The 12,959-nt window shown below is 67.8% G+C and carries 13 protein-coding genes and 1 pseudogene; 7 read left to right on the forward strand and 7 right to left on the reverse strand.

The genetic code is table 11. The annotated features are described in order from the left end of the window. Window positions 1-49 precede the first annotated feature (49 nt). Window positions 50-1,738: a murein biosynthesis integral membrane protein MurJ gene (murJ, locus tag DB31_RS08905; RefSeq protein WP_276203612.1), complete on the reverse strand. Its 1,689-nt coding sequence runs from the start codon at window positions 1,736-1,738 to the stop codon at window positions 50-52. 119 nt (window positions 1,739-1,857) lie between these two features. On the opposite strand from murJ, the gene DB31_RS08910 reads away from it, so the two are divergent. The 5 genes from DB31_RS08910 to DB31_RS08930 all read left to right on the forward strand — a co-directional run bounded on the left by DB31_RS08910 (window position 1,858) and on the right by DB31_RS08930 (window position 7,250). Next, entirely contained in the window at window positions 1,858-2,364 is a 507-nt protein-coding gene (locus DB31_RS08910) for a ferritin family protein (protein ID WP_044185231.1), read from the forward strand. Between the two features lie 26 nt (window positions 2,365-2,390). Further along, complete coding sequence (locus tag DB31_RS08915; RefSeq protein ID WP_044185232.1) at window positions 2,391-3,257, forward strand: family 1 encapsulin nanocompartment shell protein; 867 nt, start codon at window positions 2,391-2,393, stop codon at window positions 3,255-3,257. Between the two features lie 19 nt (window positions 3,258-3,276). After that, window positions 3,277-4,725: a sigma-54-dependent transcriptional regulator gene (locus DB31_RS08920; RefSeq protein ID WP_044186159.1), complete on the forward strand. Its 1,449-nt coding sequence runs from the start codon at window positions 3,277-3,279 to the stop codon at window positions 4,723-4,725. Between the two features lie 66 nt (window positions 4,726-4,791). Beyond that, on the forward strand, window positions 4,792-5,841 hold the full coding sequence (locus DB31_RS08925; RefSeq protein WP_044185235.1) for a M23 family metallopeptidase: 1,050 nt from the start codon (window positions 4,792-4,794) through the stop codon (window positions 5,839-5,841). A 155-nt stretch (window positions 5,842-5,996) separates the two neighbouring features. Next, entirely contained in the window at window positions 5,997-7,250 is a 1,254-nt protein-coding gene (locus tag DB31_RS08930; RefSeq protein WP_044185237.1) for a hypothetical protein, read from the forward strand. 12 nt (window positions 7,251-7,262) lie between these two features. Here the strand turns inward: DB31_RS08930 and rsmI are convergent, their stop codons facing one another. From rsmI to DB31_RS08945, 3 genes are all read right to left on the reverse strand, one after another. Further along, complete coding sequence (gene rsmI, locus DB31_RS08935; RefSeq protein WP_044185239.1) at window positions 7,263-8,090, reverse strand: 16S rRNA (cytidine(1402)-2'-O)-methyltransferase; 828 nt, start codon at window positions 8,088-8,090, stop codon at window positions 7,263-7,265. Window positions 8,091-8,093: 3 nt separating this feature from the next. After that, entirely contained in the window at window positions 8,094-8,471 is a 378-nt protein-coding gene (locus DB31_RS08940) for a YraN family protein (protein ID WP_044185241.1), read from the reverse strand. A gap of 148 nt (window positions 8,472-8,619) precedes the next feature. Next, window positions 8,620-10,032, reverse strand: coding sequence for an L-serine ammonia-lyase (locus DB31_RS08945; RefSeq protein ID WP_044185243.1), 1,413 nt, complete (start codon window positions 10,030-10,032; stop codon window positions 8,620-8,622). Between the two features lie 243 nt (window positions 10,033-10,275). Here DB31_RS08945 and DB31_RS08950 point away from each other — a divergent pair, with 243 nt between their 5' ends. Together DB31_RS08950 and DB31_RS08955 are read left to right on the forward strand one after the other, a co-directional pair. Continuing rightward, window positions 10,276-11,367, forward strand: a complete 1,092-nt coding sequence (locus tag DB31_RS08950) for a fatty acid desaturase family protein (RefSeq protein ID WP_044185245.1) — start codon at window positions 10,276-10,278, stop codon at window positions 11,365-11,367. Further along, the gene (locus DB31_RS08955; RefSeq protein ID WP_044185247.1) at window positions 11,364-11,741 is read left to right on the forward strand and encodes a hypothetical protein; all 378 of its coding nucleotides are present in this window, start codon (window positions 11,364-11,366) and stop codon (window positions 11,739-11,741) included. Before DB31_RS08950 ends, DB31_RS08955 begins: the two co-directional genes overlap by 4 nt. A 193-nt stretch (window positions 11,742-11,934) precedes the next feature. Here the strand turns inward: DB31_RS08955 and DB31_RS08960 are convergent, their stop codons facing one another. The 3 genes and pseudogenes from DB31_RS08960 to DB31_RS08965 form a co-directional block, all read right to left on the reverse strand. Beyond that, entirely contained in the window at window positions 11,935-12,192 is a 258-nt protein-coding gene (locus tag DB31_RS08960; RefSeq protein WP_044185249.1) for a transposase, read from the reverse strand. A 167-nt stretch (window positions 12,193-12,359) separates the two neighbouring features. After that, window positions 12,360-12,449: pseudogene (locus DB31_RS51520) on the reverse strand (hypothetical protein); the annotation flags it as partial. A gap of 47 nt (window positions 12,450-12,496) precedes the next feature. Beyond that, window positions 12,497-12,946 carry a DoxX family protein gene (locus DB31_RS08965; RefSeq protein WP_044185255.1) on the reverse strand — a complete coding sequence of 150 codons (450 nt, stop codon included), beginning with the start codon at window positions 12,944-12,946 and terminating at the stop codon, window positions 12,497-12,499. Window positions 12,947-12,959 lie beyond the last annotated feature (13 nt).

The following is a 12,959-nucleotide window of genomic DNA, read 5'->3' on the forward strand; positions in this document are numbered from 1 at the left end:
CAACCCCCACTTTTGAGGCTGCCTGGCTGCCCTCCCGAGAGCGCCCAGGCTAGCGCCCCAGAAGCCTCCGCGCCCGGCGGAAGACGGCCTGTGCCTGGGGCAGGCCCATGGCGGCCGTGAGAGCGAAATAGATGATGCCGTAGGGGGCGACGACGGCCAGGAAGGTCACCACCGAGGGCAGCGCCGGAGGGGCCAGCAGGCTCCCACCCCACTCCTCCGCCACCCCCAGCATGGGCCCCCGGAGCGAAGTCAGGGCGGCCTTGACGCCCAGGGCCACCACGCCCGCCACGGCGGCGGCGCCCCAGAGCTTCGGCAGCAGGCCCGGAGGTGGACCTACATGGCCTCCAATGCGGCGGGCCAGGCTCCGGCGCAGCAGAAAGGCCTCCACCCAGGCCACCAAGCCGCTCGCCACGGTGATGAAGGCGGCGCCCAGGTGCCGGGGCAGCCCCAGCCACTCCGGCAGGTACAGGCCGAGCCCCCAGGCCATGAGCGCCCCCAGGCCCACCCGGACGATGGCGAAGCGCAGCGGGGTGCTGGGGTCCTTCAGGGCATAGAAGGCGGAAGAGTACAAGCGGCCCACCGTGGCAGACACCAGCCCCACGGCCGAGCCCATCAGCAGGTACCAGACATAGCGGGAGTCCGCCGGGGTGAACCGGCCTGTCTGGAGGAGTGTGGCCGCCACGACATCGCCCAGGAGCAGGAAGGCGGTGGCGGACGGCACCACGAAGAAGGCCACGCGGCGGGCACCCGCCTCGATGCGCTCGCGGAGCTTGGCGTTGACCTCCTCTGTGGCGCCACCGGTGGCGCGGGACATCTCTGGCAGCTCGGCGGCGGACACCGCCATGCCGAAGAGGCTCACAGGGATGAGGTAGATGGTCTGCGCATAGAAGAGCGAGGACAGGGCCCGCTCGGACAGCAGCGAGGCCACGGCCGTGTCCACATAGGCGCTGATCTGCACCACGCCTCGGCCGATGACCACGGGGACGAAGCTGCGCAGCACCCGGCGAACGGACTCGCTGGCCACGGAGAGCGAGGGCCGGAACTTCCCCAGCAGCCGCATCACCGAGGGCACCTGCACGGCGAACTGCAGGAAGCTTCCGGCCACCACCGCGTACGCCAGCAGCTCCGCCAGCCGCTCCTCGCCCACCCGGCCGCCCATCACCACCAGCGTGCCGATCAGCACCAGGTTCCACACCACCGGCGCCAGATAGGACAGCAGGAAGCGGCGGTGACTATTGAGGATGCCCAGGCACCACGCCGACAGCACCAGCAGCCCCGTGCCCGGGAAGACGATGCGCACCAGCTGGATGGCCAGGGCCCGGGACTCGCCCTCGAAGCCGGGGGCAATGGCGTCCACGAACAAGGGCGTGGCCAGCATGCCCGCCGCCACGAACAGGCTGGTGGCCAGCGCCATCAGTCCGAAGATGGCCCCCGCCAGCCGATCCGCCTCCTCCTGGTTCTTCTGCCCCAGCAGCTGGGCGTAGACCGGGATGAAGGAGCCGGACAGCACGCCCTCGCCGAACAGGTTCTGCAGGAAGTTGGGGATGCGAAGTGCCGCCTTGAAGACAGCGGCGGCCTCGGCGTTGCCCAGGTAGTGCGCGAAGACGCGCTCCCGCACCAGACCCATGAGGCGCGAGGCCAGGATCCCCGCAGCGACGAAGAGGGCACCCCGGCCGCTTCCCGGCTCGGACTTCTTCGCGGGGACTTCGGGCGGTGGGGGAAGGTTCTGACCTGGCACGGAGGCAGTCAAAGAGGCGGCGCAATCTACGCGGGACGTTCACCTCCATGAAGCAAGAAGACAGCCCTCCACTGTTTTCCTTGACGGTGCCCCAGGCAGGCCGCAATGGTCCCCCCCCGATGGCTGGGTCCTCCGACAATGATCTCCTGAATGACGTCGCTCGCATCCGTCGCGTGTTGGCGCGCGAGCTGGAGACCATCAATGAATACGAGGCCTTTGCCCAGGCCTCCTCCCACCCCGAGGTCCGCGCTTTCTTCGCCCACCTGGCCGCCGAGGAGAAGGAGCACGTCGCCGAGGCCACCCAGATGCTGCGCATGCTGGACGCGGGGCAGGACGCCCACTTCGCCAACCCCATCGCGCCGGGTCACTTCCAGAAGGCTGTCGGTGCCCCCTCTGTCCCGTCGCCTGCACCCTCGCCTGCTTCTTCTGTCCCCTCGCCTGCTGCCGCCGTGTCGGGAGCCAACGGGGGCCGCCTTGTCGTTGAGCCTGTTTCCACCCTTCCCCCCCACCGCGTCATCTACGGCCTGACCGCTCCACCCTCCGAGAATGCCTACCCGCTCACCGTGGGATCGCTCAGGCGATCCGGCGGTACGGGGGGCGGCGGTGGCCGGGGCGGCGCTCGCTGACGATTCCTCCTTAGAGGAGCTTGCCGATGCCTGACTTCCTTGGACATGCCGAGAACCCCCTCCGCGAGGAGGAGTGGGCCCGCCTCAATGAGACCGTCATCCAGGTCGCGCGCCGCTCGCTGGTGGGCCGCCGCATCCTGGACATCTATGGACCGCTCGGTGCGGGCGTGCAGACCGTGCCCCATGACGAGTACCAGGGCGTCTCCCCTGGCGCGGTGGACATCGTCGGCGAGCAGGAGACGGCCACCGTCTTCACTGATGCGCGCAAGTTCAAGACGATCCCCATCATCTATAAGGACTTCCTGCTGCACTGGCGCGACATCGAGGCGGCCCGCATCCACAACATGCCGCTCGATGTGTCCGCCGCCGCTGGCGCCGCCGCCCTCTGCGCCCAGCAGGAAGACGAGCTGATCTTCTACGGAGACCCGCGGCTCGGCCACGAGGGCCTGATGACGGCCACGGGCCGGCTCACCGTGCCGCTCGGCGACTGGACGCACCCGGGCGCCGGCTACATGGCCATCGTCGAGGCCACCCGGAAGCTCAACGAGCACGGCCACTACGGCCCCTATGCCGTGGTGCTCTCGCCGCGCCTGTTCTCCCTGCTCCACCGCATCTACGAGAAGACCGGCGTGCTGGAGATCGAGACCATCCGCCAGCTCGCCGCGGATGGCGTCTTCCAGTCCAACCGCCTGCGAGGCGAGGCGGGCGTGGTGGTGTCCACCGGCCGCGAGAACATGGACCTGGCCGTGGCCATGGACATGGTCACCTCGTACCTGGGCGCCTCCCGGATGAACCACCCGTTCCGCGTGCTCGAGGCACTCATCCTGCGCATCAAGCACCCGGACTCCATCTGCACGCTCGAGGGCGGAGCCACCGCTCCTCCGCGCAAGTAGCCTGAAAGCCGTGTCCTCCGTGGCCAAGGTCCTGGTCCTCGACGACGAGGCAAACCTGCGCAAGGTGCTCGCCGCCATGCTGCGGCGAGAGGGCTATGACGTCACCGTCGCCGCCGACGGCGAGCAGGGGCTCGCCGAGTTCCAGAAGAACGGCGCCGACATCGTCGTGACGGACCTGGTGATGCCCAAGGTGGGCGGCATGGAGGTGCTCAGCGCCATCAAGGCCGCCAACCCGGACGTGCCCGTCATCATCATCACCGCTCACGGCACGGTGGACTCCGCCGTGGAGGCCATCAAGGCGGGCGCGTTCGACTACATCACCAAGCCCTTCGACCAGCCCGAGCTCAACGCCGTCATCGCCAAGGCCGCCAAGGCCCACGAGAGCAACCGCCGCTCCGTGCGCCCGGACAGCAAGGCCCGCGCCGCCATCATCGGTGAGTCTCCGCAGATCCAAGATGTCTACAAGATCATCGACAAGGTGGCGGACACTCCCTCCACCGTGCTGATCACGGGCGAGAGCGGCACGGGCAAGGAGCTGATCGCCACCGCCCTGCACGGCGCCTCCAGCCGCCGGGACAAGCCCTTCATCAAGATCAACTGCGCGGCCATCCCGCACGATCTCATCGAGTCCGAGCTGTTCGGCCACGAGCGCGGCGCCTTCACGGGTGCGGTGACTTCCAAGCCCGGCCGCTTCGAGCTGGCCGACGGCGGCACGCTCTTCCTGGACGAGATCGGCGAGATCCCCGTGGAGATGCAGGTGAAGCTGCTGCGCGCGCTCCAGGAGAGCGAGTTCGAGCGCGTGGGCGGTATCAAGACGACCCGCGTGGACGTGCGCCTGGTGGCCGCCACCAACAAGGATCTGCAGGCGGAGATCGAGGCAGGACGCTTCCGCAAGGACCTCTACTACCGTCTGGCGGTGGTCCCCATCGGCCTGCCCGCACTGCGCGAGCGCCGCAGCGACATCCCCATGCTGGCGAAGTACTTCGTCGAGAAGTACAACCGCCGGCTGAACAAGAAGATCGAGGGCATCGCCGACGACGCGATGGTGCTGCTTCAGGCCTACAACTGGCCCGGCAACATCCGCGAGCTGGAGAACCTCATCGAGCGCGTGCTGCTCTTCGCGGACGGCCCGCTCATCACCGCCAAGGATCTGCCGGAGCCCGTGCGCCAGGGTGGCGGGGCACAGGCGAACTCGCTTGCCAGCTCCTCGGTCGTGGAGGCGCCCACCGGTGAGACGGGCCTCAAGGACATCATCCGCATGAAGGCGGCGGAGCTCGAGAAGGACCTCATCACCAAGGCCCTCGAGGAGACGGGCGGCAACGTCACGCGAGCAGCCAAGCTGCTGCAGATCAGCCGCAAGTCGCTCCAGACGAAGATGAAGGAGTTCGGCCTTCGGGACATCGCCCCCGAGGGCAAGGAAGAAGGCAAGGACGAGGGCTCAGGCAAGGACGAGTCCTCGGACGAATAAACCCGAAATAACGCCGCGATCGCGACGGTTTCGGCCCCGCGTACCGCTCGACCTCAGGGAGCCTGCATGCGGCCGTCTCTACCCACTCTTGGTGCCCCCCCGAAGCGGAGCCGGACCGGCTCTGTCGTCTTCGTCTCGCTGCTCCTGGGCGGCGCCGCGGGAGGCGCCTATTGGTGGAAGCAGAACAAGGGCGCCCTGCCCTTCCAGTCGCCGCCTCCTGCCGCTGTCGCCGAGGCCTCTCCCTCCGCCGCCAACCCGGCTGCTGTCCAGGCACCCACTCCGCCTCCGGCGCCGGTGGATCCCCTCACCGCTGCGGGCCTGTCTCGCGTCTCGGTGAAGATCGACGGGCCGCTGGAGACGGCGCTCGTGCAGGCCTCGGATCCCTCCGTGGGCCCCGCGTTGGCGCAGGTGGTGACGCGCACCCTCGTGTGGTGGGTGCGAGTGCCCAACGAGATCCTCCGGGGCGACACCCTCGACGTGCTCTACCAGCTCCGCCCCAATGAGGAGCCGCTCGTGCACGCCGTGCGCTTCACCAGCGGCAAGACGGGCAAGACGCACAGCGCCTACCGCTTCCAGGCCCCGGGCGACGGGTACGCTCGCTTCTTCCTGCCCACCGGCGAGGAGATGGAGGAGCGCCTGGAGCACTCGCCCCTGGATGACTTCGAGCAGGTGACGTCCCTGCTGCGTGATGGCCGCGGCCACAAGGGCGTGGACTTCAAGGCCGCCGTGGGCTCGCCCGTGAAGGCCCCCTTTACCGGCGTCGTCAAGCGCAAGAACTGGAACTTTGGCAGCAACGGCAACTGCCTGGAGCTGGAGGAGGTTGGCGGAAAGCGCCGGCGTGCGCTCTTCCTCCACCTCTCGGAGCTGCCCAAGAGCCTCAAGCCCGGGGCGCGCTTCTCCACGGGCCAAGTGCTCGCGCAGAGCGGCAACAGCGGCCGTTCCTTTGCTCCGCACCTGCACTACCAGCTCATGACGCAGGACGATCGGGTGATGGACCCCTTCGACAGCCACCGCACGTTCCGGCGCACCCTGTCCGCCGACCAGAAGTCCTCGCTGGAGGCGGAGGTCCGGCGAATGGACTCACTGCTCGGCTCGGCAGTGGCATCTGGGAACTGAGCCCACCCATTTCTTGACACCCCTGCACATGACGGCTAGCGTCCCTGGTAATTTCTCAACAGTTCTCAGGGGTTAGGCCACCGCAGTCCGCAGTCCCGAAGGGGGCTGCCTGCATCCGCGGGCCCTGAGAGCCACTAGGGTTCTTCGGAGGTCGGATGTTCAGGCTTCGCGCCGTTCTCGCCGCGCTGCTGTTCGGCGCCCCGCTGGCCGCAAACGCCGCGGAGATCACTCGGATCGCTTCCTCGTTCGACGAGGACGATCCGTTCGATCTCATCCTCGACGCCAAGTTCCACCGGACGCAGACGCACACGAAGATCGTCCGCGAGGAGCTCACGGGTACGCAGGGGCTCATTGAGCGGCCCGAGGTCTGGCACAAGGGCTCCGACACGCGGCTCGACATCAACCTGGCGATCGGTCTCTACAAGGACTTCGAGTTCTCGTTCGGGATCCCCATCGTTCTGCAACAGAACGACAACTACGCGTTCACCTCCGCGACGAGCGAATCAACCTCCACCATCATCAAAAACACCCTGAACCCGGACGGCACCCAGCGGGATACCCCGCTGACTCTGTTCCCCATCGACTCCAACGATCCCAGAAAGCGTGGAGGCCTGGGCAACATGCGCTTCGGCATGGCCTACGCCTTCTTCAACCAGAACCGGGACGACACCAAGCCGATGTGGATTGTTGGCCTGGACTACGAGGCGCCCACCGCGAAGCTGCGCGATCCGAGCCAGGACAACCGGGATTCGGTCGGCACCCGCGGCAACGTGGGCGATCGCGTCCACAAGTACACCTTGTACACGTCCTTCTCGCGGAAGGTGGGCGTGGCGGATCCGTACTTCAAGGTGCACTACACGATCCCGGTGCAGGGCCCGGGCATCTACTCGAATTGCTTCAACTTGGAGTCCCAAGGCACGCCCGGCAACTGCTTCACCGGGAAGTGGAGCCGCAAGGAGACGGGCATCCAGGCTCCCACGGTGGCGGGCATCGTCACGGGCGCCGAGTTCACCGCGTTCAGCGACAAGACCAAGTCCCAGAAGTTCGCGCTGGATATCCGCGCCATCGGCACCTACATCGGCGAGGGCCGCTACTACAACGAGCTGAGCGCGGCCCTGGGCAAGCTGCTGGCCACCCAGGAGTACTTCCAGATCGGCGGCCAGTTCGGCGCCACGGCGAGCGCGGGCGAGGCCTTCACCCTGCGCGCCTCGGGCACGTTCCTCTACAACACGGACCACGGGCTCACCAACGAGGACCTGGGCGTGAAGCCGGAGGAGTTCAGCGATCCGTCGAAGAAGCAGGACATCAACCCGAACTTCGACTTCCGCTACGATCTGGTGTCCCGGCGCTTCCGGGCGGTGGAGAGCACCAGCTTCCGGCTGGAGCTGTCCGCAGCGTTCGCGTTCTGATTCCGAAGTCCCCTACCGCTTGAGGCTCAGCCCCAGGCGGTAGACGTCCTGTCCGGACCAGCCCGCGCGGCGGGCAAGCTCGGTGCTCAGCGCCTTGAGCTTCTCGCCGCGCGCCAGTCCCTCCTCCAGCGCCCGCCGTAGCTCCTCCTCGGACCAGCGGCGCTCGCCGGTGCGCCCCTCCACCAGCACCACCACCTCGCCCCGAGGCTCCTCGGCCGCGTAGCGCGCCGCCAGCTCCGAGAGCGGCCCCCGGACGAACTCCTCGTGCATCTTGGTGAGCTCGCGCGCCACGCAAGCGCGGCGGTCTCCCCAGGCCTCCTGGAGGTCCGGCAGCGTCTCCGCCAGCCGACGCGGGGACTCGTAGAGCACAAGCGTGGCCGAGAGCTGCGCCACCTCCTCCAACATGACGCGGCGCTCGGGGCCCTTGCGCGGCAGGAAGCCCAAGAAGTGGAAGCGGCCCGTGGGCAGCCCGGAGGCACTCAGCGCCGCGACCAGGGCGGTAGCGCCGGGCACAGGGACCACCGTGAGGCCTCGTTCGAGGGCCTCGGCCACCAGCCTCTCGCCCGGATCGCTGATGCCGGGGCTGCCGGCGTCGGTGATGAGGGCACAGTCCTCGCCCCCGGCGATGCGGTCGAGGATGCGCCCGGCGCGTTGGCCCTCCGCGAAGGCGGGCAGGCTCACCGTCTCCGGGGCGAGCCCGAAGTGCTCCAAGAGCACGCGCGAGTGCCGCGTGTCCTCGCAAGCGACGAAGGCGACGCGCCGCAAGGTCTCCACGGCCCGGGAGGTGATGTCCCCCAGGTTCCCGATAGGCGTTGCGACCAGATAGAGCGTCCCAGCCATGCGTCACATCCCCGCGTCGAAGGCGTTCGGAAGGTGCTCCACGGTGGCCTTCTCGCCGTGGCCCACCACCGAGACAACATCGAAGCGCATCATCCTCTCGCGCAGGTCATAGGCGAAGAGATAGTGCAGCGCGGCTTTCACCACGCGACGCTGCTTCGCAAAAGACACCGTGTGCGACGGGTCTCCCCACACGGCCGTGGAGCGCATCCGGACCTCCACGAAGCAGACGGTGTTCCCGTGCTCAGCCACGATGTCCAGCTCGCCATAGCGGCACCGGAAGTTGCGCGCCCGGATGCGGTAGCCCCGCTCCTCCAAGAAGCGGACCGCCGCTGCCTCCGCCGCGTTGCCATACCCCTGCCTATCCACCGCCGCCCGTCCCATCCCTTCCCTCCTCCTTCACGCCCTTACTGGCGGTCCGTCACCTAGCACCGGGCTCCGACACACTCTCCGAGAGAGCTCGGCGCAAGGGGACCGGCCACTACTGCCACGGCCTCCAGGTCAGCGGCTCCGCCATGGCAGCTCCTCCTTGTCAGCACTCGGGCAGACCGACGCTCAGATCCGACACTTCGAGCACGTTGACCGCGAGTCCTCCGCGAGCGGTCTCCTTGTACTTGTCCTTCATGTCGCGGCCGGTGTCGCGCATGGTCTTGATGACCTTGTCCAAGCTCACGAAGTGCGTGCCATCTCCGGACAGCGACATGCGCGCGGCGTTGATGGCCTTCACCGAGGCCATGGCATTGCGCTCGATGCACGGCACCTGCACCAGCCCGCCGATGGGATCACACGTCAGGCCGAGGTTGTGCTCCATGGCGATCTCCGCCGCGTTCTCCACGTGGAGCGGCGTGCCCCCGAGCACCTCCGTCAGCGCCCCCGCGGCCATGGAGCAGGCGCTGCCCACCTCGCCCTGGCAGCCCACCTCCGCGCCGCTGATGGACGCGTTCTCCTTATAGAGCACCCCGATCGCCCCCGCCGTGAGCAGGAAGCGCACCACGCCGTCCTCGTCCGCGCCGGGCACGAAGCGCCAGTAGTAGTGCAGCAGCGCCGGGATGATGCCTGCGGCTCCGTTCGTCGGGGCCGTCACGACCCGCCCGCCCGCAGCGTTCTCCTCGTTCACCGCGAGGGCGTAGAGGTTGACCCAGTCCAGCACCGTGAGCGGGTTGGTGAGCCCCGCCTCGGGCCGGCTGAGGAGGCGCTGGTAGAGCTTGGCGGCACGGCGCTCCACCTTGAGGCCTCCAGGAAGGATGCCGGAGGAGGTGCAGCCGCGCTTCACGCACTCCTGCATGACCTCCCAGATGCGCAGCAGGCCCGAGCGGATCTCTGCCTCGGTGCGCCAGGCCTTCTCGTTCTCCAGCATGAGGGAGCTGATGGGCAGGCGCTCGCGGTTGCAGTGCGCGAGCAGCTCGGCAGCCGAGCGGAACGGGAAGCGCAGGGGCGTCTCGTCCGGGCGAACGGGGGACTCGCCCTGCGCGGCGGACTCGTTCACCACGAAGCCTCCGCCCACCGAGTAGTAGACACGCACGCACAGCTCCGTGCCGTCGCTGTCCCAGGCGGAGAAGCGCATGCCATTGGGGTGGAACGGCAGCGCGCGGCGGCGGTGCATGACGAGCTGCTCGGCCTCGCGGAAGGGCACCTCGCGCTGGCCCAGCACCGCGACGCGGCCCTCGGAGTGCCAGCGGAAGATGCGCGCGGGGATGCCCTCCACGTCGACGCCCTCCGGCGTCTCTCCCATCAGGCCCAGGAGCACGGCCTTGTCGCTCCCGTGGCCCTTTCCGGTGGCGCCCAGGGAGCCAAACAGCTCGACCTTCAGGCGAGCCAGCCGCTCGAGCTTGCCCTCGTCGCGCAGTTGGAGCGCGAACATGCGCGCGGCGCGCATGGGCCCAACGGTGTGCGAGCTGGAGGGACCGATACCAATCTTGAAGAGGTCGAAGACGCTGACGGCCATGGGGATTTCAACATCGCACCTCCGCTGTCCTTCTTCATCGCCTGTCTGCTCTCCTGCCCCCATACAGAGCGTGTAGGCGCCCCTTCACCCGCCATCAGGAGCACCGAGTGCGGTATGGTGCCCGGAGTTCCGGTGTTACGAAGGACTGCGGCGCCGAGCGGCGGACGGCTGTGAGGGAATCCTCCCTCGCGGATCCCCGGCTCTAGTGGTGGCGGCGTGGGTTGGCGTGAGAGCGGGTGAGCGTTGTCGCAAGCATCGAAGGTGAAGTTCCTGGAGGCAGGGCGCTTCCATCAGGATCTCAAGACACGGGTCGAACAGTACTTGAAGGACCGCGGGCGCTCCCCGCGCGATCTGCCAGGCATGTATGCCAAGACGGCGCTCATCCTCGGCTGGTTCGTCTCCTCCTATTTATGGCTCGTCTTCGGAGCGGCCTCGCCCTGGGGCGTGGCCGTAGGGTGCGTGTCGCTGGGACTGGCCATGGCCGGGATCGGCTTCAGCATCCAGCATGATGCGAACCACGGCAGCTACTCGGAGCGGAAGGGCGTCAACCGGCTGCTCGCGTGGACCCTGGATGCCGTGGGCGGCTCCTCCTACGTGTGGAGCTGGAAGCACAACATCTTCCACCACAGCCACCCGAACGTGGCCGGGCTCGATGAGGACATCGACATCCAGCCCCTGTGCCGGCTGGCGCCCAGTCAGAAGTCGCACGCGCCGCACCGCTTCCAGCACGCCTATATCTGGGTGCTCTACGGGCTGCTGCCGCTGAAGTGGCACTTCATCGATGACTTCAAGGATCTGCTCACGGGGCGGGTTGGACGGCAGAAGATGCCGCGCCCCAGCGGGTGGAAGCTGACCGGGGTGCTGGGTGGGAAGCTGCTGTTCTACGGCTGGGCGCTCGTGGTGCCCGCGCTCTTCCATCCCCTGTGGCAGGTGGCGGTGGGCTACCTGCTGACCGCGTTCGTGCTCGGGCTGACGCTGTCGACGGTGTTCCAGCTCGCGCACTGCGTGAAAGAGGCCGAGTTCACCGAGCTGCCGGAGGCCTCACACACCTTCCCGCGCGACTGGGCGGCGCACCAGGTGGAGACGACGGTCGACTTCGCCCGGGGCAACCCGGTGGTGAGCTGGTACCTCGGGGGGCTGAACTTCCAGGTGGAGCACCACCTGTTCCCGCGCGTGTGCCACCTGCACTACCCAGCGCTCTCGCGCATCGTCGAGGAAACCTGTCGGGAGCATGGGGTACGCTACCGTGCCAATGTGAGCGTGGGCGCGGCACTGAAGAGCCACGTGAGCTGGCTCAAGCAAATGGGCCGTCCGGCCCTCGGAGTGCAGTCATGAATGACGAGAAGGCAGAGAAGGTCCGCTTCGGACGCGCACAGAAGTTTCGGCTCTCGCCGAAGGGTACCGAGGCCGCGCAGGCTTATACGGCCATGATCGAGGCCGCCAAGGAGGGCAACGGCCGCGCCCAGTTCGATGCGGCGCGCGCCGCGTGGGGTGCGCCCCTGGGGTTGAGCTCCGAGGATGGGCTCTTCCTGGTGGAGTTCGGAGAGAGTGCCCGGACCATCCCGGAGGCAGCGCGCAACCTCGAGAGCTGCGGCACCACCGCGAAGGAGGTCAAAGCGGCCGTCGAGCGCTTGCTGACGTCCGGCATGCTAGAGCCCTTGCCCGCGGCTCCGCCTCCTCCGGCTCCGCCTCCGCGCCGTTACTGGTAATCCGTGCGCGAGGCTGAGCGGCCCTAGCCCGGATCTGTCACACGGAGGAGCGCGCCGGGCGGCTCGGCCTCAATCCTCGGAGTCTGGTTGCCGCGCTTGGCAAAAGGAAGCTCGGCAGCGTGCTGCAGGCATGACAGGAGCCTGCACCGGCCGGTGTTGGGACCCGTCGAGGTTGTCAAAGAGCAACAGGGCGTCAGGAGGGAGCTGGGACTTCGCAGAGCTGTTGCGCGACGCGCGCGAACAAATCCTGCACTGGGGCCGCCGCGCTGAGCGAGAGCACGACACGACGGACGCTGACGCGGACGATGGCGGCGACCTTGAGCAGCTTCAGCCGGAGGGTGCCCACTTGGGCCCGCTCCATCTCGGTGCCGCGCAGGCCGAAGTGGCGCAGCAGGTTGAGCAGCACGTACGCGGCGGAGGAAAACCAGAGGCGCAGCTGGTTGGCGCGCAGGGTGTGGCACTGGTCCTGTCGGCGAACAGGCCCAGCTGCTGCTGGTACTCAAAAGCAAAATGCTGAAGGCGTGTGTGGCGGATGCGGTCGGTGTCGAAGGCCACCTCCGGCATTTCGATGACAGCAATGCGATGGCTTGCAGCATCATTGGCGAAAAAGCCCGCGCGCACTTTCAAATCGGGTCCCTTGTCTCCAATCGGCCGATCCGAAAGATAGACAAGCCTCGCGCCGATCACTTTGCCATACCAGTCGGCCATGCGGTCGAGGTCGGCGGTGACAAGCCCAATATGGTTTCCTCCCAAAGCTAGCCCCGCGCTCTGGGCGAGATGGGCGCACGTGTGAAGCGGCCCCAAGCGACGAATGCTGCGAGTGCTGCGGGCACGATGTTGAAGGCGATCACGTTCGCCTCGCCCCTCATGATGTGGAACGGCACCGCGAGCAGCATGATGATCGCCAGACCGACCGCGGCGATGGGCGTCAGCTTCGGAGCGATACGGGTGGCTGACGGCAGCACGACCCCCAGTACACCGGCGAGCTCCGCGATGCCGATGAACCGCGCGAGGGCGACGGGAATCCCGAGGATCCACGGTGAGGTCTTCGCGGCCTCTTCGATCGGTTTGAGGCCGTGGTTGACGCCGGCCATGAGAAAGAACAGCGCGAGCAGGACTTGAACGACCCAGAGTGAGATGTGCAGCCCCCGGCTTGGGCGATGGGACGAAGCCGGGGGAGTAGCGGAGACAGAGGTGTTGGCCATGACGGAATCCGGG

Source organism: Hyalangium minutum, assembly GCF_000737315.1.
GTDB classification, from domain to species: domain Bacteria; phylum Myxococcota; class Myxococcia; order Myxococcales; family Myxococcaceae; genus Hyalangium; species Hyalangium minutum.